Origin of the sequence: Pseudonocardia sp. McavD-2-B, assembly GCF_024124365.1 — a bacterium.
GTDB classification, from domain to species: Bacteria; Actinomycetota; Actinomycetes; order Mycobacteriales; family Pseudonocardiaceae; genus Pseudonocardia; species Pseudonocardia alni.
The window spans coordinates 23,676-44,954 of record NZ_JAMXSG010000001.1; the positions used below are offsets into that span (position 1 = coordinate 23,676).

General features: G+C 73.2%; 19 protein-coding genes. 8 read left to right on the plus strand and 11 right to left on the minus strand.

Translation table 11 applies throughout. The features are described from left to right. Positions 1-93: 93 nt before the first annotated feature. The 3 genes from NH602_RS00130 (at position 94) to NH602_RS00140 (ending at position 5,070) form a co-directional block, all read left to right on the plus strand. A complete protein-coding gene (locus tag NH602_RS00130) occupies positions 94-1,275 on the plus strand; it encodes an acyl-CoA dehydrogenase family protein (RefSeq protein ID WP_253066637.1) in 1,182 nt (393 codons plus the stop codon). Then, positions 1,272-2,282, plus strand: a complete 1,011-nt coding sequence (locus NH602_RS00135; RefSeq protein WP_253066638.1) for a phosphotransferase family protein — start codon at positions 1,272-1,274, stop codon at positions 2,280-2,282. The genes NH602_RS00130 and NH602_RS00135 overlap by 4 nt, the downstream gene beginning before the upstream one ends. A gap of 424 nt (positions 2,283-2,706) precedes the next feature. Beyond that, complete coding sequence (locus NH602_RS00140) at positions 2,707-5,070, plus strand: FdhF/YdeP family oxidoreductase (protein WP_253066639.1); 2,364 nt, start codon at positions 2,707-2,709, stop codon at positions 5,068-5,070. Positions 5,071-5,157: 87 nt separating this feature from the next. On the opposite strand, the gene NH602_RS00145 is transcribed toward NH602_RS00140, so the two are convergent. Next, positions 5,158-5,616: a MaoC family dehydratase gene (locus NH602_RS00145; RefSeq protein ID WP_253066640.1), complete on the minus strand. Its 459-nt coding sequence runs from the start codon at positions 5,614-5,616 to the stop codon at positions 5,158-5,160. A 1-nt stretch (position 5,617) separates the two neighbouring features. Then, positions 5,618-6,520 (minus strand): SDR family NAD(P)-dependent oxidoreductase, encoded by a 903-nt coding sequence (locus NH602_RS00150; RefSeq protein WP_179762115.1) that lies wholly within the window; start codon positions 6,518-6,520, stop codon positions 5,618-5,620. A gap of 314 nt (positions 6,521-6,834) precedes the next feature. Between NH602_RS00150 and NH602_RS00155 the strand changes: the two genes are divergently transcribed. Next, positions 6,835-7,719 carry an amidohydrolase family protein gene (locus tag NH602_RS00155; RefSeq protein ID WP_253066641.1) on the plus strand — a complete coding sequence of 295 codons (885 nt, stop codon included), beginning with the start codon at positions 6,835-6,837 and terminating at the stop codon, positions 7,717-7,719. A 3-nt stretch (positions 7,720-7,722) separates the two neighbouring features. Beyond that, a complete protein-coding gene (locus NH602_RS00160; RefSeq protein WP_253066642.1) occupies positions 7,723-9,348 on the plus strand; it encodes an AMP-binding protein in 1,626 nt (541 codons plus the stop codon). Positions 9,349-9,431: 83 nt separating this feature from the next. On the opposite strand, the gene NH602_RS00165 is transcribed toward NH602_RS00160, so the two are convergent. Genes NH602_RS00165 through solA form a run of 3 tightly spaced genes read right to left on the minus strand, consistent with a single transcriptional unit; the run spans position 9,432 to position 11,971 of the window. Beyond that, positions 9,432-9,587, minus strand: a complete 156-nt coding sequence (locus NH602_RS00165) for a hypothetical protein (protein ID WP_253066643.1) — start codon at positions 9,585-9,587, stop codon at positions 9,432-9,434. Between the two features lie 6 nt (positions 9,588-9,593). Next, positions 9,594-10,754, minus strand: coding sequence for an aromatic ring-hydroxylating dioxygenase subunit alpha (locus NH602_RS00170; RefSeq protein ID WP_253066644.1), 1,161 nt, complete (start codon positions 10,752-10,754; stop codon positions 9,594-9,596). A 32-nt stretch (positions 10,755-10,786) separates the two neighbouring features. Continuing rightward, positions 10,787-11,971: an N-methyl-L-tryptophan oxidase gene (solA, locus tag NH602_RS00175; protein ID WP_179762111.1), complete on the minus strand. Its 1,185-nt coding sequence runs from the start codon at positions 11,969-11,971 to the stop codon at positions 10,787-10,789. A 107-nt stretch (positions 11,972-12,078) separates the two neighbouring features. Here solA and NH602_RS00180 point away from each other — a divergent pair, with 107 nt between their 5' ends. Beyond that, positions 12,079-13,005 carry a LysR substrate-binding domain-containing protein gene (locus NH602_RS00180; protein WP_179762110.1) on the plus strand — a complete coding sequence of 309 codons (927 nt, stop codon included), beginning with the start codon at positions 12,079-12,081 and terminating at the stop codon, positions 13,003-13,005. A gap of 158 nt (positions 13,006-13,163) precedes the next feature. Here NH602_RS00180 and pcaD read toward each other — a convergent pair whose 3' ends face one another. The 5 genes from pcaD to NH602_RS00205 form a co-directional block, all read right to left on the minus strand. Then, positions 13,164-14,522 (minus strand): 3-oxoadipate enol-lactonase, encoded by a 1,359-nt coding sequence (gene pcaD, locus NH602_RS00185; RefSeq protein WP_253066645.1) that lies wholly within the window; start codon positions 14,520-14,522, stop codon positions 13,164-13,166. Next, the gene (locus NH602_RS00190; protein WP_253066646.1) at positions 14,519-15,349 is read right to left on the minus strand and encodes a cytidyltransferase; all 831 of its coding nucleotides are present in this window, start codon (positions 15,347-15,349) and stop codon (positions 14,519-14,521) included. Before NH602_RS00190 ends, pcaD begins: the two co-directional genes overlap by 4 nt. A gap of 76 nt (positions 15,350-15,425) precedes the next feature. Continuing rightward, on the minus strand, positions 15,426-16,298 hold the full coding sequence (locus NH602_RS00195; RefSeq protein ID WP_253066647.1) for a dioxygenase: 873 nt from the start codon (positions 16,296-16,298) through the stop codon (positions 15,426-15,428). Continuing rightward, complete coding sequence (locus NH602_RS00200; RefSeq protein WP_100880615.1) at positions 16,295-17,890, minus strand: 4-hydroxyphenylacetate 3-hydroxylase family protein; 1,596 nt, start codon at positions 17,888-17,890, stop codon at positions 16,295-16,297. The genes NH602_RS00195 and NH602_RS00200 overlap by 4 nt, the downstream gene beginning before the upstream one ends. Before the next feature lie 71 nt (positions 17,891-17,961). Beyond that, the gene (locus tag NH602_RS00205) at positions 17,962-18,513 is read right to left on the minus strand and encodes a flavin reductase family protein (protein ID WP_073577353.1); all 552 of its coding nucleotides are present in this window, start codon (positions 18,511-18,513) and stop codon (positions 17,962-17,964) included. A 143-nt stretch (positions 18,514-18,656) separates the two neighbouring features. Between NH602_RS00205 and NH602_RS00210 the strand changes: the two genes are divergently transcribed. Beyond that, positions 18,657-19,475, plus strand: a complete 819-nt coding sequence (locus NH602_RS00210; RefSeq protein WP_253066648.1) for an IclR family transcriptional regulator C-terminal domain-containing protein — start codon at positions 18,657-18,659, stop codon at positions 19,473-19,475. 32 nt (positions 19,476-19,507) lie between these two features. Continuing rightward, on the plus strand, positions 19,508-20,104 hold the full coding sequence (locus NH602_RS00215) for an SDR family NAD(P)-dependent oxidoreductase (protein ID WP_253066649.1): 597 nt from the start codon (positions 19,508-19,510) through the stop codon (positions 20,102-20,104). 387 nt (positions 20,105-20,491) lie between these two features. On the opposite strand, the gene NH602_RS00220 is transcribed toward NH602_RS00215, so the two are convergent. After that, a complete protein-coding gene (locus tag NH602_RS00220) occupies positions 20,492-21,229 on the minus strand; it encodes an IclR family transcriptional regulator (RefSeq protein ID WP_253066650.1) in 738 nt (245 codons plus the stop codon). Positions 21,230-21,279: the final 50 nt, after the last annotated feature.

The following is a 21,279-nucleotide window of genomic DNA, read 5'->3' on the forward strand; positions in this document are numbered from 1 at the left end:
TAGCCGCGATGTGAGATGTGGCTCCCGACGCTGTCCTTGGCTGCCGCGATGCTGCTACAAGATGGCTAACAATCATTAGCCGATGGAGGAGACATGGCGGTCGACCTCGCCCAGGACGCGCACGTGCAGGACCTCGCGGAGCGGACGGCACGCTTCGTCCGGGAGGTGGTGGTCCCGGTCGAGGAGGCCCACGGCGGCGTCCTGCCGTCGGACGGGGAGCGGGTCCGGCTGCAGGACGCCGCCCGCGCCGCGGGCGTGTTCGCCCCGCACGCCGCCCCCGAGTTCGGCGGGCACGGCCTGGACATGTGCGGCCGCGCCGCGGTGTTCACCGAGGCCGGCTACTCGCTGCTCGGCCCGATCGCGCTGAACATCGCCGCCCCCGACGAGGGCAACATCCACCTGCTCGATCGGATCGCCTCGGAGGACCAGAAGGTCCGCTACCTCGCCCCGCTCGCCGCCGGGGACGTGCGCTCGTGCTTCGCGATGACCGAGCCCTCCCCCGGCGCCGGGTCCGACCCCGACGCGCTGTCCACCACGGCCACCCGGGTCGACGGCGGCTGGCGGATCGACGGCCGGAAGTGGTTCATCACCGGCGCCGACGGCGCCGCGTTCGCCATCGTCATGGCCCGCACCAGCGGCGTGCCCGGCGACCGTGGTGGTGCGACGATGTTCCTCGTCGACGCCGACAACCCCGGGATGACGATCGGCCGCCACATCCCGACGCTGGACGAGTCGCTCTACGGCGGGCACCTGGAGGTCGAGTTCTCCGACTGCCGCGTCACCGACGACGCCGTGCTGGGTGAGGTCGACGAGGGCTACCGCTACGCCCAGGTCCGTCTCGGCCCGGCCCGGTTGACCCACTGCATGCGCTGGCTGGGCATCGCGCGCCGCGCCCAGGACATCGCCGTGGCCTGGGCGGCGGAGCGGCAGGTGTTCGGGTCGCGGCTGGCCGACCTCGGGATGGCGCAGGCGATGATCGCCGACAACGAGATCGACATCGCCGCCGCGCGCGGGCTGATCCTGCACGCCTGCTGGGAGCTCGACCAGGGCCGCCCCGCCGGGATGGAGGCCTCGATCGCCAAGACCTTCACCGCGGAGGCCGTGTGGCGGGTCGTCGACCGGGCCCTGCAGCTCAACGGCGGCCGCGGCGTCTCCGGGGACGTGCTGCTGGGCCGGTTCCTGCGCGAGGTGCGCCCGTTCCGCATCTACGACGGCCCCTCGGAGACCCACCGCTGGTCGATCGCCCGCCGCGCCGTCGCGCGGGCCACCCGATGAGCCCCGACGGCCTGGACCTGACCGCGCTGGACGCCTTCCTGCGCCGGCACGTCGACGGCTACCGCGGCGGGGTCACCGCCGAACTCGTCTCGGGCGGGCGGTCCAACCTCACCTACCGGGTCACCGACGGCGAACACGTCTGGATCCTGCGCCGCCCCCCGCTCGGCACGCTGACTCCGTCCGCGCACGACATGGGCCGCGAGTACCGGGTCGTCGCCGCCCTCGCCGGGTCCGGGGTCCCGGTGGCACCGGCGGTGGCGCTGGCCGACGACGCGGTGCTCGGGGTGCCGTTCGCGCTCACCGGGTTCGTCGACGGGATCGTGGTGCGCAGCGAGGACGACCTCGCCGCCCTCGACGACGCAGGCGTGCGGGCGACCGCGTTCTCCCTGGTCGACACCCTCGCCGCGCTGCACGCCGTCGACGTCACCACCGGTCCGCCGGCCGAGCTGGGCCGCCCCGCCGGGTACCTGCGCCGCCAGGTCGAGCGCTGGTACGGCCAGTGGCAGCGCGTCGCCACCCGCGAGCTGCCCGACGTCGACACCCTGCACGGCCTGCTCGAGGCGACCTGCCCGGCCGAGAGCGACCACGCCGTCGTGCACGGGGACTTCCGCATCGACAACGCCATCCTCGACCGCGACGACCCCACCGTGGTGCGCGCCCTGGTCGACTGGGAGATGGCCACCCTCGGCGACCCGCTGGCCGACCTGGCCCTGCACGTCGTCTACGGCGACCCCGTGTTCGCCCCGGTCCTGGCCGGGGCCGCGGCCTCCACCAGCCCCCGGATGCCGGGTGCCGACGAGCTCGTGGAGCGCTACGCCGCGTCGTCCGGGCGCGAGCCGCGGGACTGGGCGTTCCACCGCGGCCTGGCCTACCTCAAGGTCGCCGTCATCGCCGAGGGCATCCATGCCCGGCACCTGCGCGGCGACACCCGCGGCGACGGGTTCGCGACGGTCGGCGAGGCCACCGCACCGCTGGCAGCAGCCGGTGTGCTCGCCGCCTGCGGCTGATCCACGGACACGGCGTCGATCCGCTCGTGCTCGGCGTGCTCGAGCAGGCGGTCGGGCACCTCGGCGGGCGAGCCCTCCGGCAGCGCCCGGACATGCGGGATCGTCGCCGCAGCCCGGGACGCGCTCACGGTCGGCGTCGTGCAGCGCACCGCTCAGCGACACCTCGCCGGTCGCGCGCCGCAGGTCGGGACCCACGTCTGCGCCGCGCACGGCGTGCCCATGAGGCCGGACACCGCCCGCGCGTCGATGGCGCCGGGAACGACGACCCGGGTCGCCGTGGCGGCCGGGCGGCCCGGGCAGACCTCGTCGACGCAGTCACGATCGGGCCCTCGGACGATTGGGATCCCACCGGCCGGGTAGGGCCTCCACAACGGGTGTGGCGCCGGCACGGCGGCACCCAGCAGTCGACGGTGGAGGTTGCCCCATGGATGGACACAGCGACGACTACTCGGAGGCCGACCTGGAGGTCAGGTCGCCCGAGGACCACGCCGTCGGTGCGACGGCCGTCGCGGTGTCGATGAAGCGGTCGCTGGAGCGGATGGGTCCGTCCCGCACCGCCCGCACGCTGCTGAAGCTGAACCAGGCCGAGGGCTTCGACTGCACCAGCTGCGCCTGGCCGGACCCCGACCCAGGGCACCGCTCGGTCGCCGAGTTCTGCGAGAACGGGGCGAAGGCGATCGCCGAGGAGGCGACGACGCGGCGGGCGACACCGGAGTTCTTCGCCCGCCACAGCGTCGCCGAGCTCGACGACCGGTCGGAGTACTGGCTCGGTCAGCAGGGCCGGATCACCCACCCCATGGTGCGACGCCCCGGCGGCACGCACTACGAGCCGATCGGCTGGGACGACGCGTTCCGGCTCGTCGCCGACGAGCTGAACGGCCTGGACGACCCCGGCGAGGCCACCTTCTACACCTCCGGGCGGGCGTCCAACGAGGCCGCGTTCGTCTACCAGCTCTTCGCCAGGGCGTTCGGGACGAACAACCTGCCGGACTGCTCGAACATGTGCCACGAGTCGACCTCGATCGCCCTGCAGGAGTCGATCGGGATCGGCAAGGCCAGCGTGACGCTGCCCGACCTGCTCGAGGCGGACGTCATCGTCATCGCCGGGCAGAACCCGGGCACCAACCACCCGCGGATGCTGACCCAGCTCGAGCACGCCAAGAAGAACGGCGCCACGATCCTCACGATCAACCCGCTGCGCGAGGCCGGGCTGATGCGGTTCAAGAACCCGCAGACCCCCCAGGGGGTGCTCGGGCGCGGTACCGACATGTCCGACCTGCACCTGCCGGTCCGGGTCAACGGCGATCTGGCGCTGTTCCAGGCCATCGGCTCGCTGCTCGTCGAGTGGGACGCCCTCGACCACGAGTTCCTCGACCGCCACACCACCGGCTTCGACGCCTGGCGCGAGCACGTCGCCTCGATCGATCGCGACGCCGTCACCCGGTCCACCGGGCTGTCCTGGGCCGACATCACCCGGGCCGCGGCCCTGTTGCGGGACTCGCGCAAGACCGTCTTCTGCTGGGCGATGGGCCTCACCCAGCACCGCAACGGCGTCGCGACGATCAAGGAGGTCGTCAACGTCGCCCTGGCCCAGGGCAACATCGGTCGTCCGGGCGCCGGGCTGTTCCCGGTCCGCGGCCACTCCAACGTCCAGGGCGACCGCACCATGGGCATCTGGGAACGCGTCCCGGACTCCTTCCTCGACTCCCTGCAGACCGAGTTCGCGTTCGACCCGCCCCGCGCACACGGTTTCGACACCGTCGACAGCATCCGGGCCATGCGCGACCGCCGGGTGAAGGTCTTCGTCGGCCTCGGCGGCAACTTCCTGCAGGCCGCACCGGACACCGACGTCACGACCGCGGCGCTGACCGGCACCCGGCTGACCGTGCAGATCTCGACGAAGATCAACCGGTCGCACCTGCACGGCGGCCGGACCGCGCTGATCCTGCCCACCCTGGGCCGGACCGAGCGCGACGTCCAGGAGTCCGGACCGCAGTTCGTCTCGGTCGAGGACTCCACGTGCTCGGTGCACTCGTCCCGCGGCCCGCTGCCGCCGGCGAGCCCGCACCTGCGTTCCGAGGTCGCGATCATCACCGGGATCGCCGAGGCCACCCTGGGCGACCGGTACGGCATCGACTGGGCGGCGATGCGCGGGGACTACCGCCGCATCCGCGACCACATCTCCCGCGTCGTGACCGGGTGCGAGAGCTACGAGGTGAACGTCCGCCGCCCCGGCGGGTTCGTCCTGCCGCACCCGCCGCGGGACTCGCGGACCTTCGAGACCGCGTCCGGCCGCGGCAAGTTCGAGGTGTCCCCGATCGAGGTACTGGAGGTTCCCGACGGGCACCTGCTGCTCCAGACCCTGCGCAGCCACGACCAGTTCAACACCACCATCTACGGCCTGTCGGACCGCTACCGCGGCATCGAGGGCGGACGGCGGGTCGTGTTCTGCCACCGCGAGGACATCGCCGCGCTCGGGTACACCGAGGGCGACCACGTCGACCTGATCACGCGCTGGGACGGCGACGAGCACGTCCGGTGCGCACCCGGCTTCCGGCTGGTCGCCTACGACGTCCCGCGGGGCACCGCGGCGGCGTACTACCCGGAGACGAACCCGCTGGTCCCGCTCGACGCCACCGCGCTGAAGAGCAACCAGCCGGCGTCGAAGTCGGTCGTGATCAGGCTCGGCGTCGCCGGCAGCACCGAGTGCGACACGCGGGGCGCCCAGGGTGCGGTCGGCGACGACGAGGGCCACAAGTCCCGGCCGGAGGTGTCACACCTGTCCTGACCGCGGGGCCCCGACCATCGTCCCCACGACGCCGGCTCCGCACGGGAGCCCGCGTCGTCGTCGTGGAGTCGGTGCCGGGGACGTGCCTCAGACCAGCTGACGGGTCAGGAACGTGACCACGCAGGCGGGCTTGGCCGCGTCCTCGACGCCGATCGTCATGGTGATGGCCAGCTGCAGGCCGCCCTTCACCTCGGTGACCTCGTCGAGCACCGCGGTCGCGCGGACCGTGCTGCCCACCGGGACCGGAGACGGGAACCGGACCTTCTCGCAGCCGTAGTTCACGACCAGGCTGAACCCGGTGATCTCCAGGATCTCCGGCAGCAACCGCGGCACGAGCGAGAGCGTGAGGTAGCCGTGGGCGATGGTGCCGCCGAAGGGGCCGTCCTTCGCGCGCTCCGGGTCGACGTGGATCCACTGGTGGTCGCCGGTGGCGTCGGCGAACGTGTCGACGGCCTCCTGGGTGATCTCGTGGAGGTCGCTGCGGCCGAGCTCCTCGCCGAGCGGGAGCGCGCGCACCCCCTCGACGCCGTGCGCGGTGCGGGCCATCTCAGTTCCCTCCGAGGTCGAGCGGAGCAGGCAGGTGGTCGGGCAACTCGCCCTTCAACGGGCCGGCGAAGGCCTCCGCCACCTCCTCGGGTGACCAGCCGCCCGCGTGGAGCTGTTCGGCGATCTCGGTGGGGTGGGTCCAGAGGGCGATGCGGTCGCCACCTGCGGCGATGGCCTGCCCGGTGACCTCGGCCGAGGCGGCCGACGCGAGGTAGACGATCACCGGTGCGACGTCGTCGGGCGAGCCGAGGCCCCGGCGACGGACGTTCTCCGGCACCGGCTCGCCGCGGTCGACGGCGTCGACGAGCTCACCGAGCCCCGGGATGGTGGCGACCATGCGGGTCAGCGCGGTCGGCACGATCGCGTTGACGGTGACCCCGATCTTGGCGTGCTCCGCGGCCCACGTGCGCATCATGGCGACGATCGCCCCCTTGGAGGCCGAGTAGGCGGTCTGCCCGAAGCTGGCGCGCTGACCTGCCGGGGACCCGACCAGGATCAGCCGCCCGCCCTCGCCCTGTTCGCGGAACCGCGCCGCCGCGGCCCGGCCGCAGGTGAACGTCCCCCGCAGGTGGCTGTTCACGACGAGGTCGAAGTCGTCGTCGGTGGTGTTCCTGAGCGTCCTGTCCCGCAGCGCGCCCGCGTTCGTGACCATGACGTCGAGCCGGCCGAACTCGCCGACCGCCCGGTCGACCAGTCTCTGCGCCGTCTCGGCGCCGCCGACGGCACCGACCTCGGCGACGGCGGACCCGCCCGCCTCGAGGATCGTGCGCACCGTCTCCTCGGCGACGTCGCCGTCGAGGTCGTTGACCACCACGGACGCACCGGCGGCGGCGAGCGCCCGGGCGTAGGACCGGCCCAGGCCGCGACCCGATCCGGTGACCACGGCAACCCTGCCGTCGAGCATGTGTCCTCCTCGTGCGCCGACCAGGCGCTGTCGGCGGGTGTCGGTCGTCCTGCGCGGCGGCGGCCCGGGACCGCCGACTCCGCGCACTGCGCTCGACGCTAGAGAGGGGTCCGCGCAGGCGGATGCCGCCGATGACGGGTCCCCCGGCCGCTTCCGTCGTGTGCGGACTACGTCATCCGTCGCGAGGCGGGACGGCAGACCGGCCGACGTCGATCGGTCATCGCTCGGAGGTCCCGCGCTCGGCGGCCTGCCTAACGTGAACTGCCGGGCCACGTGTGCCCGGTACACCCGCACGACTCACCGAGGAGCGCCGCATGGACGCCAGCCGGCTGACCGCGATCGACGTGCACACCCACGTCCTCGCGTCCGTCACCGAGAAGGAGCGTTCCGGCTCCGGCTCCGACGCCCTGGCGGGCACGTTCGGGACGATCCCCGAGCTGACGGTTCCCGAGCTCGCCGACTACTACCGCGAGCGCTCGATGGCCGCGATCGTGTTCACCGTCGACTCGGTGACCCGAACCGGCCGGGGGCCCCGGGTGTCCAACGAGGAGATCGCCGAGCAGGCGACCGAGTACGCGGACACACTCATTCCGTTCGCCAGTGTCGACCCGGGCCGCGGCGCCGAGGCGGTGCGGATCGCGCGGAGGTTGATCGACGAGCACCACGTGCGCGGTTTCAAGTTCCACCCCAGTGACCAGGGCTTCTTCCCGAACGACCCGGCGGCGTACCCGCTCTACGAGGTCATCGCCGAGGCCGGGCTCCCGGCCCTGTTCCACAGCGGGCAGACCGGGGTGGGATCCGGTCAGCGGGGCGGGGGCGGTATCCGTCTGAAGTACTCGAACCCGATGCACCTCGACGACGTCGCGGTCGACTTCCCGGACATGCCGATCATCATCGCGCACCCGTCGGTGCCGTGGCAGGACGAGGCACTGGCCGTGGCGGGCCACAAGCCGCAGGTCTACATCGACCTGTCCGGCTGGTCCCCCACGTACTTCCCGCCGCAGCTCGTCGCGCAGGCGAACTCGCTGCTCCGGAAGAAGGTGCTGTTCGGCTCCGACTTCCCGGCGCTGTCACCCGACCGCTGGCTCGCCGACTTCGCGAAGCTCGACATCAAGGAGGAGGTGCGCCCGCTCATCCTCAAGGAGAACGCGGTCCGCCTGTTCGGCCTGGACGGCCCGGGCGAGCCCGGGGAGGTCTGACGCATGGACGCCTCGTTCGGCACGGTCTTCGAGGGCGTCGCCGCCCGGCTCCCCCACGCCGTCGCCCTCTCCGAGCCCGGGCGTGACCTCACCTACGCCGAGTTCGACGACCGCGCCGCCCGCCTCGCCGCGGCCCTCGAGGCGGCTGGTGTGGGCCCCGGCGACACGGTGGCCTGTTACCTCTACAACGGCGCCCCGTACCTGGAGACCGTGTTCGCGGCGTTCAAGCTCGGCGCCATCCCGGTCAACGCCAACTACCGGTACACCGCCGACGAGCTCTCGTCACTGCTCGACGACGCGGACGCCGCCGCGCTCGTCTTCAGCGGCGAGCTGGCGGGCAACGTCACGCACGCGGCGTCGAACGTCCTGACGCTGAAGCTGCTGGTCCGGGTCGGGGACGCCCCCGAGGACACACCCGGTCCCGGGGCGCCCGACTACGAGCGGCTCCTGACCACCTGGGATCCGCGGCCGCACACCCCGCGGCCCGGCTCGGACCAGCTGTTCATGTACACGGGCGGTACCACCGGCACGCCCAAGGGCGTCATCTGGCAGCACTCGGACCTGCTGCACAGCCTCGCCGTGCCGATCTTCCGACCGCTCGGGCGGGCCGGCCTGCCGCGCTCGGTCGACGAGGCGGTCGAGGTCGCCGTCACGGCCCACGACGGCGACGCCGCACCGGCGGTCATGCCCGTGGTCCCGCTCATGCACGGGACGGGCTTGTTCAACACCCTCGGCGCGCTGCTCGTCGGCGGCCGGGCGATCACCGCGCAGCCCGGGCGGCTCGACCCCCGCCACGTCTGGGAGTTCGCCGCGTCCCGGCGGGCGAGCACGATCATCGTCGCGGGCAACGCGGTCTGCCGGCCGCTCGTCGACGAGCTGGTCCGGGCGGAGCAGGACGGGAGTCCGCACGACCTGTCCTCACTGCGCGCCGTCCTCAGCTCCGGGACCGCCCTGAGTGACCGTCTCAAGCAGGCACTGCACGAGCGCGCCCGGATCACGATCACCGACGCGATCGCCTCCAGCGAGGGCGGCCCGTTCGCCTTCGCGGTGACCACGTCCGTCGCCGACCTCCCCTCCCGGTTCCTCCCCGTGCCGGCGACCACGGTCATCACGACGGACGACCGGATCCTGGAGCCGGGCGACCCGGAGACCGGCATGCTCGCCTACAGCGGCCCCATGCCGCTCGGCTACTACAAGGACAGGGCCAGGACCGACACCACATTCCGCACGGTGGGCGGTGTCCGCTACGCCATCCCCGGCGACCTCGCCCAGCTCGAGTCCGACGGCTCGATCACGTTCCTCGGCCGCGGTTCCGGCGTGATCAACACCGGTGGGGAGAAGGTCCATCCGCAGGAGGTGGAGAACGTCCTGCTGGCCCACCCCGGCGTGACCGACGCCGTCGTCGTCGGCACCCCGGACGAGTCCTGGGGCGAACGGGTGGCAGCGGTCGTGGCGACGTCGAAGGACCACTCGTTGTCCGAGGGCGAGCTGCAGGAATGGGTCCGCACGTCTCTGTCGGGCTACAAGGTCCCGCGGACCGTCGTGCTGGTCGACACGCTGCCCCGGACCCCGACGGGCAAGCTCGAGATCGCCTGGGCGAAGCAGATCGTCGAGCAGAAGCGACACTGATGCCTGCCGGGGCTGCCACCCCCGGCTCCGGAGGGCGCGGACACCCGGACGAACTGCGCGGCGGGGCGGGGCTCAGCGTGCGCTCACACCGGGTCCGGGAACATCCGCACCGCCGTGACGTCGTCGCCGGCCGGGACCCGGTCGAGGCCGACCATCCGGTCGACGACCATGTTCTGGAAGCGGTGGACGGGCTCCTCGAAGCGGAAGCACATCCGGCCGCCGCGGAAGGCCGGGTCCACCAGGCCCTACTGGACCCGCTCGACGATCTCCAGGTCCTGGCGGTTGACCAGGTCCCAGAACGCCTCGAGCTGGTCGAGCCCCGCGCGGCCGTCCTCGTCGTCGACGAACTCGGGGTGGGTGAGCAGCACCGCGATCTCCTCCGTCCGGCCGGCCGCCACCGGGCGGTTGAACAGCACGAAGGCGTGGTTGGGCAGGACCACCAGCGCGCAGCTCGGGAACAGCCAGACGAAGCGGCCGCTGTCCGCGTCGCCGGGGCCGAGCGTGCTCAGCGGCGCCGGGCCGTCCCAGCCGCCGGCCTCGGTGTTGCGCGACACCGGGGTGGTGCACATGCCCGTGTACATGCCGGGGCCCTGCCAGCGGTAGTGGTCGGAGAACCGCGAGACCCGGTTGAGCTCGGGGTGCACCCAGGGCAGGTGGTAGTACTCCATGAAGTTCTCGCCGACGAGCTTGTAGTTGGCCGCGACGTCGTAGCGGCGGCGACGGCGGGGCGACCAGGTCTCCAGCCGGTGGCCGGCGAACCGGGCGGGCAGGTCACCGAGCTGCTCGCGCAACGGGCCCGGGTCGCGGCCGAGGTGGACGAACAGCAGGAACCCCCAGCTGTCGACGGCGACGGGGAGCAGCGCCTGGTCGGCGCGGTCGAAGCCGGTGGCGACCGAGGTGTCGAACACGGGCTCCTGCCCGGCCGGGACGTCGGAGCCCTCGAACAGCGGGGTGCCCAGGCACGCGCCGTCGGTGTCGTAGGTCCAGCTGTGGTACGGGCAGCGGATGCGGCCGCGCCTGCCGACCTCGCGGGCCCCGGCGTCGAGCAGCCGGGTGGCGCGGTGGCGGCAGACGTTGTGGAAGGCGCGCAGCTCGCCGTGCCGGTTGCGGGTGACGATCACCGACCGCCCGGCGACCTCGACGACGACGCAGGCGCCGTGCCGGTCGACGTCGGCGGTGAGGCCGACCGCGACCCAGCCGGTCGCGAACACCCGCTCCCGTTCGAGGGCGAAGAACTCCGGTGAGGTGTAGGCGTCGGGCAGCAGGGTCGACGCCTGGTCCACGGGGAGGCGGGTGTGCCGGTAGGTGGCCTCGTCGCCGAACGTGGCGGGGTCGACCGGCCGGGCGGGCAGGGCGTCGTGGGGGGCGGGCGCCGGGCCCGGGGTGACCGGGAGGTCGATGCTCACGGGGGTCTCCTCTCGTCGCGGGACGGACGGGCTCAGGTGTGGAAGCTGCGCGGAAAGGCGGGGTCGGTCAGCGCGGGCCGGGTGACGGAGAAGGCGTCGACCGGATGCGCCGGCTCCTTCCCGAGAGCGAGGTCGGTGAGCAGCCCACCGATCAGCGCGGCGAACTTGTACGCGTGCCCCGCCCCGATGGCGACGACGACCTGCGGGGTGCCGGGCAGGGTGTCGAGGACGAAGTCCTGGTCCGGCGGGACGGTGTAGAGACAGGTCCTCGAGTACAGCTCCGGACCGCGGAACCGCGGCAGGTGCCGGGCGAGGAAGGCGTCGTAGCGCTCGCGGCGGACCGGGTCGGGGTCGAACGAGCGGCCGTCGGCGGTGGTCTCCTCGCCGCCCATGTGCTGGCCGAGCTTGGTCGCGACCTCGCCGTACACCGGGAAGCCGTAGAAGTTGTGCTCGCCGTGCCACATGAACACCGGGAACCGGCCGGGCGAGAACTCGGCCAGATGCGGGGTCGCGTAGTAGGTGACCTGCTCGCGCAGCACGGTCAGCGGCAGCCGCAGCCCGACCCCGGCGAGCAGCTGGTTGGTCCAGGCGTCGGCGGCCAGCACGACGCGGTCGGCGTGCAGGGTGCCCCCGTCGGTGACGACCGCGACCCCGCCGCCGTCGGCCCGGATCGACCGGACCGGGGTGTGCGGGCGGACCTCGGCGCCGTGCGCCCGGGCCAGCGCGACGTGCACCGCGTTCGCCCGCGCGGCGTCGACGATGCCGGACTCCTCCTGGTAGAGGGCCTGCTCACCACCGGAGGTCCGGAACTGGGGCCAGCGCCCGGTGAGGGCGTCGGCGTCGAGCAGCTCGTAGCCGACGCCGTGGCGGTCGAACAGCGCCGTGTAACCCTCGATGTTGCGGGTGCCGGTCGCGGTGCCCGCGCGGGCGACCCGGTCCTCGATCACCAGCCCGCCGGTGCGGGTGACGAGCCGCTGACCGGACTCCTCCTCGACGGCGGCCCAGGCCCGGTAGGCGGGTGCGGCCAGGGCGGCGTAGGCGTCCTGGTGCTGGGCGAGCCGGATGATCCGCGAGTGGTCCTGGGAGGCGCCCCGGTGGTGTCCGAGCGCGAACTGCTCCAGGCCCAGTACCCCCGGCCCGAGCTCGGTGGCGAGCCGGTGCAGCGCGGCCGAGCCGAGCCCCCCGAGGCCGATGACGATCGCGCGGTACGCACCCATCCGTCGTGCTCCTGCCGCTCCGCGGTGTGCTGACGACGACAGGGTGGGCGCCGGAAACCATTCAGGTCCATCACAGAATCGGACCCGGAATCTTGTACGTTCCGCGAATGATCGACCGGAGACTGGGGGTGCTGGCCGCGATCGCCCGGCACGGGACGGTGACCGCGGCGGCCGAGGTGTGCCGGATGACGCCGTCGTCCGCCTCGCACCAGATGCAGGCGCTGGCCCGCGAGCTCGGGGTGACGCTGCTCGAACCCGACGGGCGACGGGTGCGCTTGACCGCCGCGGCGCGGACCCTGCTGACGCACGGCGAGACGCTGCGGGCGCAGTGGGAACGGGCGCAGGCCGACCTGGCGGCCCACCGCGACGGCGACACCGGCGGGGCGCTGCGGTTCTGCGGGTTCTCCACCGCGGCGGCGGCCGTCGTGCCGGAGGTGCTGGGACGGCTGCGCACCGCCCACCCCGGGTGGGAGCTGCAGCTGCGGGAGTGCGAGCCGGCCCGGGCGTTCGACCTGCTCGCCGCGGGTGACTCCGACATCGTGGTGGTCGTCGCGACGTCGAGCCTCCCGCCGGTGACCGACCCGGCGTTCGACCAGCGGACCCTGTTCGACGAGCCGCTGGACCTGCTGGTCGGCCCGGACCACCCGCTGGTCGGACGCGCGGACGTGGCGCTGGCCGACACGGCCGCGGAGCGGTGGATCTGCAGCAACCCGGGACGGGCCTACCACCAGCTCGTGACGATGGCCTGCGCCGGCGCGGGGTTCACGCCCGACATCGCCCACCACGCCGACGAGTGGGACACCGGCGCCGCGCTCGTCTCCCGCGGGTTCGGCGTCGCGCTGGTCCCCCGCCTGGCCGACGTCCCGGCCCGGCACGAGACCCGGCGCATCCGGATCGGCACGCCGCCGGTGCCGATCCGCCGGGTGGTCGCCGCGGTCCGCGCCGGCGCATGGCACCGGCCCGCGGTGGCCGCCGGGCTGGAGACCCTGGACGAGGTGTGCCGGGAGCTGGCCGACCGGCTCGCCGCGACCTGACCGCCCGGACCCCGGCCTACCGACCCCGCCGTTCCGGTGGGACGACGTCCAGCGCGTGACGACGGCGGGCCCCTCCGGACCGAGCATCACGGACCGGGTCCTGGTCGTGCGGAGGGGACGCGGCCAGCGGCAGCACGCGGCGACGGTACCCGCCACGATCAGGAGTGGCTCGCGCGCCGACCTCCTCGAATCTCTCCTCCGCCCGGTATCGGGGCGGTGCCGCCGCGCAGGCCGGAGGCGAAGCTCCGCACCAGCGCGGCGACCCGCCCGGGCGCCTCCACGTTGGTGAGGTGCGCGGCCCCGTCGATGACGACGTAGCGCCCGTCCGCCACCCCGTGGGCGACGATCTTCGCCATCTCCGGCGGCGTGGCCGGGTCGGCGCCACCGGCGATCACGAGTGTCGGGACGGTGATCTCCGCCAGCCGTCGCCGGACGTCGAAGGCGCCGATCGCCTCGCAGCATCCGGCGTAGCCCTCCGGGTCGGTCGCCCCGAGCATCCGCAGCAGACGGACGGCCTCCTCGTTGCGGGTGCGCACGAAGTCGTGGGTGAACCAGACCCCGGGCCGGCTCGTGATCATCGCGGCCGTCCCTTTCGCCCGGGCCTCCTGCGCACGCGCCGGCCAGCTGGAGGGTTCGGCGAAACGTGCGGCCGAGGCGATCACCGTGAGGGTCTCGAGACGGCCGGGGTGGTCGAGGGCGATCTGCTGGCCGATGGCGCCGCCGATGGAGAGACCCGCGTAGTGGGCGCGGCCGATGGCGAGCCGGTCGAGCAGCGCGACGACGTCGCGCGCGAGACCGGCCATCGTGTACGGCCCGGCGGGTGCCGGGCTCGCACCGTGCCCGGGCAGGTCGTAGCGCACGATGCGGAAGTCGTCGGCCAGGGCGTCGACCTGCTCGTCGAACAGGTGCAGGTCGGTGCCCAGCGACGGTCCGAGCACGAGGACGGGGGCACTCTCGCGGCCGTCGATCCGGTGCGCGAGGTCGATCGGGGCGTGGACGAACTCGACCTCCGGTTCGGGCGCGCCCGTCCGGAAGGTCGCGGCGGCGTCGTCGACGCTGAACAGGCCCTTCTCCCACCCGTCGGCGAGTGGGGCGAAGTAGTCGAACGAGACGCGTTTGCGCCGGTAGCGCCACTCACCGTCGAGGCGCACGACGCGGTCGTCGTAGCGACCGGCGGCCACGTGCGGCACCCCGTCGCGGACACAGGGCTGCCACAGCAGCGAGTGGACACGCGCCGCCGCGGGCTCGCCGTCGACGGCGTCGTCCAGCTCGACCTCCAGGTTGGACACGTGGTGCCAGAACGAGGTGAGTCCCTCACGTGCCAGGCCGGCGAAGAAGCGGCGCAGACCGACCGGGCCCCGAGCGTGGCGGAGGCCGACGAACTCGCCGTCGTCGGTGAACAGCGAGACCAGGGTGTCCCAGTCGCCGTCGTCGAGGGCCCGGCAGTAGCGCGCGTCGAGGGCCCGGATCTCCTCGATGGCCTCCAGCCGGGCGAGGCGCTGCTCCGCGGTGGTCATCGGAGCGCGCCGCCGTTCCCGGCGAAGACGACCGAGACCGGGCCGTCCGGTGACGGCCGGTCCCCCGCTGCCGCGACGATCCGCACCTGCCCGTCGGGCAGCACCTCGACGTCGGCCGCCCGGCCGTCGACGAGGCCGTGGTAGCGCCCGGGCGGTGGGAGCGCCGTCCCGGGCTCGGGACCGACGAGGTCACCGCGGCGCGCGCCGTCGACCCGGTGCGGGCGGCCGAGGGCCCGCGCCGCGGCGTCGAGCCGGCCCGACCGGATGCACAGCCGGGCGTGGGTGGACGAGCACGGGGCGTCGACCACGCGCAGCAGCGGCACCACGTGGGTGGTGAAGCCGAACCCCGTACCCAGGGTCGCCAACGTGGTGACGTCGCCGGCGGCGCGGGCGCCGAAGGTGAAGTTCGCGCCGACGACGACCGCCGCGGCCCCCAGCCCGCGGGCCAGGACGTCGCGGGCGAACTCGTCCGGGGGCCGGGCGGCCAGCCCGGCGGTGAAGCGCAGTACGCAGACCGCGTCGACGCCGGCGGCGGCCGCGAGCTCCGCGCGGCGGTCCACGGTGGTCAGCACGGCGGTGTCGCGGTCGATCCCGAGCACGCGGGCCGGATGCGGGTCGAAGGTGAGCAGCACGACCGGGAGCCTCCGCGCCCGCCCGACGGCTCGGGCGTGGTCGATGAGGCGTCGGTGGCCACGGTGGACGCCGTCGAAGACACCGACGGTCACCACGCAGGGGCCGAAGGAGTCGGGGACGGCGTCGACGCCCCACCACAGCGGGACGACGGGCCGGCTCGGGGTGCGGTCGGGTGCCTGGGCGGCGGCGGTCATGACCGGGACCTCCACGTCACGGTTGCGCCGACGGGTGGGGGCGGACCCCGTACCGGGGCCCGCCCACCCGTTCGGACTACTCGGGTTCGAGGACGAAGTCGTGGTCCGAGCGGACCCCGTCGCCGTCGCCGGTGGGCTGCGGGTCGAGTACCAGCTCCGGCTTGGTCGCCGAGGCGACGTCGGAGTCCAGGTAGGGGTCACCGGTGAAGAACAGCTGGGTCGTGACCGTGCGATGCCCGGGGGCGGAGACCAGGAGGTGCAGGTGGGCCGGTCTCCACGGGCTCCATCCCGCGATCGTGGTGAGCTTCCCGGTCGGGCCGTCCAGGGGGATCGTGTACGGGGCGGGCCTGCGGGTGTGGATCTCGAACCGGCCCTGCTCGTCGCAGGCGACCACGCCGCGCAGGTTCCCGGCCGGGGGCTTCTCCGCGAAGCCGGAGTACCAGCCCTCGTCGTCGGTGTGCCAGATGTCGACCGTCGCCCCGGGCAGCGGCGTGCCGTCGGTGCCGGTCACACGGCCGGCGAGGACCAGCGGGGTGCCGGGCTCGTCCTCGCGCATCGGCAGGGTCGCCGGGGACTGCAGCCGGACCTGGCCGTCGAGCCAGAACGGGCCGAGGATGGTGCCGGTGGAGCCCTGCCGGGACTCGGCGGCCACCCGCTCGACCTCGAACTCGAGGTAGACGTCGAGGAACAGCGGCCACTCGCCGGTGTCGGAGACCTCGATGAGCCAGCGCTTGAACGCGTCGAACTCGGCGTAGGTGACCTTGTGGTCGCGGATCGCCGCCCGGATGCCCTCCAGCGCGGCGCCCACGACGGCGGCGACGCGGTCGGCGTCGGCGCCGGTCCCGGGCGTCTCCCGCGTGCTGGACAGACCGAGGCGCGCGGACTCGGTGGCGTTGGCCCCGGCGAGCTCGGCGCTCGACGGTGCGGTGCCCTGGTCGGTGGTGGTCATGACCCGTCCCCCTCCGCGACCCTGCGGCCGAACAGCCGCACGTCGTCGTTGTTGATCAGGTCGGGCACGGTCCAGCCGTTGAGGTCGTACTCGTCGAGACACTGCTCGGCGAAGCCCTTCATCGCCGACGCGGTGCCCGACGCCTCGGCGGCGAACAGGAGCTCGGCGCGCACGCCCTCGTGGTTGCCGGAGTAGTTGCGCTCGTAGAGCTCGTGGCGCCCGCCGAACTCCGAGCCGATCGAGTCCCAGATCAGCTTCATGAGCTTGACCCGGTCGACGGCCTCGTAGCCGTTCGAGCCGCGGACGTACTTGTCCAGGTAGGGCCGGACCTCCGGGGAGAGGAAGTCCGCGGAGTGGCTGGGCAGGTAGATCAGCGAGGCGCCCAGGTCCTGCATGATGATCTCCTTGACCCGCGGGTAGCCCAGGGTCATGAACCAGCGGTAGGCCAGGCCGTAGTCGAGCTTGGGCAGCTTCGCCCCGCCCACCCACTCGTCGGGGTTGGCGCACATCGCATCCGACAGCGCCCAGAACATGTTGCGCCAGGCGATGACCTCGCCGACCCGGGTCTGCACGCCGCGGAAGTCCTTCGAGCCGGTGACCTCCAGGCCCTTCATCAGCAGGCCGGCGATGAAGTCGAGCTTGACCGCGAGCCGGGTGACGCCGTGGAAGGTGAAGCGGTGCAGGAAGCCGGACCCGGGGAAGAACGTCGACGCCTTCTCCGCGTCGCCGTAGATGAACACGTTCTCCCAGGGGATGAGCACCTTGTCGAGGATGAAGATCGTGTCGTTCTCGTCCATCCGCGAGGAGAGCGGATAGTCGAACGGGGTGCCCATCATCGAGGCCTGCTGGGCGTAGGACGGGCGACAGATCAGCTTCATCCCGGGCGCGCCCATCGGCACGGTGCAGACCAGGGAGTACTCGCGCTTCTTGATCGGCAGGCCGTAGTGGGCGAGGAAGTTGAAGTGGGTGATCGCCGAACCGGTGGCGACGACCTTGGCCCCGGAGACGACGACACCGTTGTCGTTCTCCTCCTCGACGTGCATGAACACGTCGGAGACCTCGTCCGGCGGGCGGTGCCGGTCGACCGGCGGGTTGATGATCGCGTGGTTCCAGTAGAGGACCTTCTCCTGCGACTCCTCGTACCAGCGCCGGGCATTGGCGGCGTAGGGGTCGTAGAACTCGGAGTTCGCGCCCAGGGTGCCGAGGAACGCGGCCTTGTAGTCGGGGCTGCGCCCCATGAAGCCGTAGGTCATCCGGGCCCACTCGGCGATCGCCTCGCGGTCCTTGCGCAGGTCCTCGACCGAGTGCGGGGTCCGGAAGAACGGGTGGGTGACGCCGGAGCTGCCGGTGTCGGTGGGGACGGTGAGCTTCTCGGCGCGGGTCGGGTCGTGCAGCGCGTCGTAGAGCCGCGCGGTCATCCGTACCGCGTTGCGGAACGCCGGATGGGTGGTCACGTCGGCGACCTTCTCGCCGTAGAGGTAGACCTCACGGTCGTCCTTGAGACTTTCGATGTACTCGTCGCCGGTCATCGGCCGGGTGACGCGGCCGTCGGCGTCGGTGGGGGTGGCGACCGAATCCTGCTGCAGGGTCATCATCGACTCCTTTGTCGTTCGGGCTCGGGGGTCGAGCCGTGCGTGCGCACGGCGTCATGGACGGGGGGTGGTCAGCGGGCCGCGGCCGGGGTGATCCAGCTCTGCCCCGCGGGGCCGTCGGCCGAGTCGCCCCACAGGACCGGCTCGTGGTCGTCGCCCAGATGGTGGAAGCGGCCGGTGTGGAACAGCAACGGGGCGCCGTCGTGGATCAGGAACTCCTGGACCTCGCCCAGGTAGAGCACGTGGTCACCGCCGTCGTAGGCCTGCCAGGGGGTGCAGGAGATGTGCGCCAGGGCGCCGTCGAGCCGCGGCGCACCGCACGCGCTGTCGGGCAGCCACGCGACGTCCTGGTTCGGCCGGCCCGCGAAGTGCAGCGCCAGCTCCTTCTGCCCCGACGCGAGGACGTTCACGGTGAACGGCCGCCGCTCCTGCTCGACCAGGGCGCACAGGCGCGACCGCCGGTCCAGCGACACCAGCACCAGCGGCGGGTCGAGCGACACCGCGGTGAAGGCGTTCACCGTCGCGCCGTGCGGCGTGCCGTCGGCCCCCTGGCAGGTGATGACGGTCACGCCGGTGGCGAAGTGCCCGAGGCACCGGCGCAGCTCTCGCGGGTCGATCGCCATCGATCGCTCCTCCCTGTACGCTCTGCGTACACACTGACCGCTTTGCGTTCACACTCACTGTGTCGAGTGGGTTCGCGCTGGTCAACGCCCCTGCGGCGCCCGCACGGACCGGCTCACGATCAATTGAGAGGAATCCCGTCCCAATGACCGACGTGGCCGACGGTGCCGGTGCTCGGGACCGCATCCAGAGCATCGAGCGGGGTTTCGCCGTGCTGCTCGCCTTCGACGCCGACCGGCCCCGGCCGACCAGCTCGGACGTGGCGGCGGCGACCGGCCTGTCCCGGCCCGCCGTCCGGCGGATCCTGCTGACCCTGGAGCACCTCGGCTACGTCGAGCAGGCGCACGGCCACTGGCGGCTGACGCCGCGCGTGCTGTCGGTCGGACAGCGGTACATCGCGACGCACTCGATCGTCGACGCCGCCCGCCCCTACCTGACGCAGCTGGCCGAACAGACCGACGAGTCCGCCTCGCTGACCGTGCTGGACGGCACGGACGCCGTCTACGTCGCCCGGGTGCCGGTACGCCGGATCCTGCAGGTCGACGTCTCCCCCGGCACCCGGGTCCCGGCCACGGCGACCGCGATGGGGCGGGTCCTGCTGGCCTGGGCCGAGGAACCGACCATCGCCCGGGTGCTCGCCGCGGGTCCCCCGGCCTGCACCCCGCGGACCGTCACCGATCCGAAGGCGTTGCGCGGGATCCTCCGGGAGGTGCAGACCCGGGGCTGGGCGTTGGCCGTCGGCGAGCTCGACCCGGACCTCATGGCCGTGGCGGTCCCGGTGCGGGACCACACGGGAGCGGTCGTCGCGGCGCTGGCGTCCGCGACCAGCGTCGGCCGGTGCTCACCGGAGAGGCTGGTCGAGACCGTCCTGCCGCACGTACTGGCCACGGCCGAACGCCTGAGCCGGAGCCTCGGACGGCCCTCGGGCGCCCGGTTCGGCGCCACCCGCGACGGGTTCTACTGACCGCGGGCCGGTCCTGCGCGACGGCCGGTGTCGTGGTCGACCCGGACGGGAACGTGCACGCCGGGGAGCTCGTCGCGGGCGCCGACATCGTGGCGGCGATCACGGAGGAGGGCGGGACGGCGATCGCGCTGACCGCGGACGTCACCGACGAGGACTCGGTGATCACAGCCGTCGCGGCGGCCACCGAGGCGCTCGGCACCCCTGCGATCCTGCACAACAACGTGGGCGTCACCGTCCTCGGCGGGGTCGACTCGCTCAGCCGGGAGGCCTGGGACCGAGGGCTCGCGCTCAACGTCAGCGGCGTGTTCCTGACCTGCAAGCACACCCTGCCCGCGATGCTCGAGGCGGGCCGTAGCAGGCGCGATCGTGGACTTCGCCGGCGCCGAGCAGTTCGCCGCCGGCCTGCTCGGCCCCGACGAGGCGACCGTCCGCCGCAGCTTCCTCACCTCGATACTGACCAAGGACATCCCGGCGGACGACCTCGAGTGGATGTACACGGAGAACTGCAAGCTGCCCGCGGCTTTCGGCGCGAGGCTGCTGGTCGACCACGTGATGCAGGACTGGCGGGACCTCCTGCCCCGGCATCGACGTCCCCACGCTGGTCATCGGGGGCGACGTCAGCCACGTGAACCCGGCGTCGCAGGAGTGGACGGCCTCCCGGATCCCCGGTTCCGTGTCGAAGGTCTTCACCCGCGCCGGGGGCGGGGCGCACTTCCCGTTCTTCGAGGCACCCGAACCGGTCGTCGCCGCGCTGCGTGACTTCCTCGACTCCGTCCCGGCCGGCGCCTGACCGCCGGCCCGCCGCCCGGGCGAGGTGGCGCCGCTGCACCCACGCCGGCACCCGGTGCCGGGGCACCCCGTGACGTCACCGCCGGCCCGGCGTCGATGACGCCCGGGGGCCGGGGTCCCCGGGCGGGCTCGGTCGGCTCCCACCGGGTGCCCGGGCCCGGCCCACGTCGACGGTGGCGGTCGTGCCGGGGCACGCGCCCGGGCCCCCTCCTCCACGGAGATCCCGGTCAGGGCGTTCCCGACGGCTCAGCGGACGCGTCCAGGTCCGGGACGACGGCGCCGCGCAGCTGCGCCTGGACGAGGCGGGCGGAGACCACGGCGGCACTGTCGAGCAGCGCATCGATCTGCCGGCTGCCCGGACGCTCGTGGCCGAAGGTGAGGGCCAGCGCACCGATGGCTCTGCCGGGCGCGGAGCGGATGGGGGCGGCGACGCTGCCCTGGTGCTCGATGACCTCGCCGAACGTCACGACGTAGCCCGCGGCGCGGCCGCGGGTGACCTCGGGCCGTTCCTCCGGTCGCGCCTCTCCCCCGGCCAGCACGGCCAGGCCCGGCGAGCCGACCTCCAGGGGGTGGCGCGCGCCCGGGCTGTAGACGACGTTCAGCCGGGCGCTGCTGGTGTCCACCGAGATGAGGGTGACCACGTCCGGCCCGTCGCGCACGACCAGGAACGCGGTCAGGTCGGTGCGGCGCGCGAGGTGGTAGACCTCGCCCTTCGCGACCTGCTGCACCACGGGCAGCGCGGCCCGTCCCAGTGCGGTGGTGCCCGTGCCGAGCACGTACCCGGCGGGCGTACGGGCGACGAGGTGGTGTGCCTGGAGCGTCCGCACCAGGCGGTGGGTGATGGAACGGTGGACACCCAGCCGTGCCGACAGGTCGGCGAGAGTCAGCGGATACCGCGCCTGGGCCAGGACCTCCAGGATCGTCAGCCCCCGGTCGAGGGTCTGCAGCAGCCCGGTGTCTCGCATACAGAGACAGTGCCATTCTCTGCCGGGTCCGGTCGACCTAGCGTCCCCGC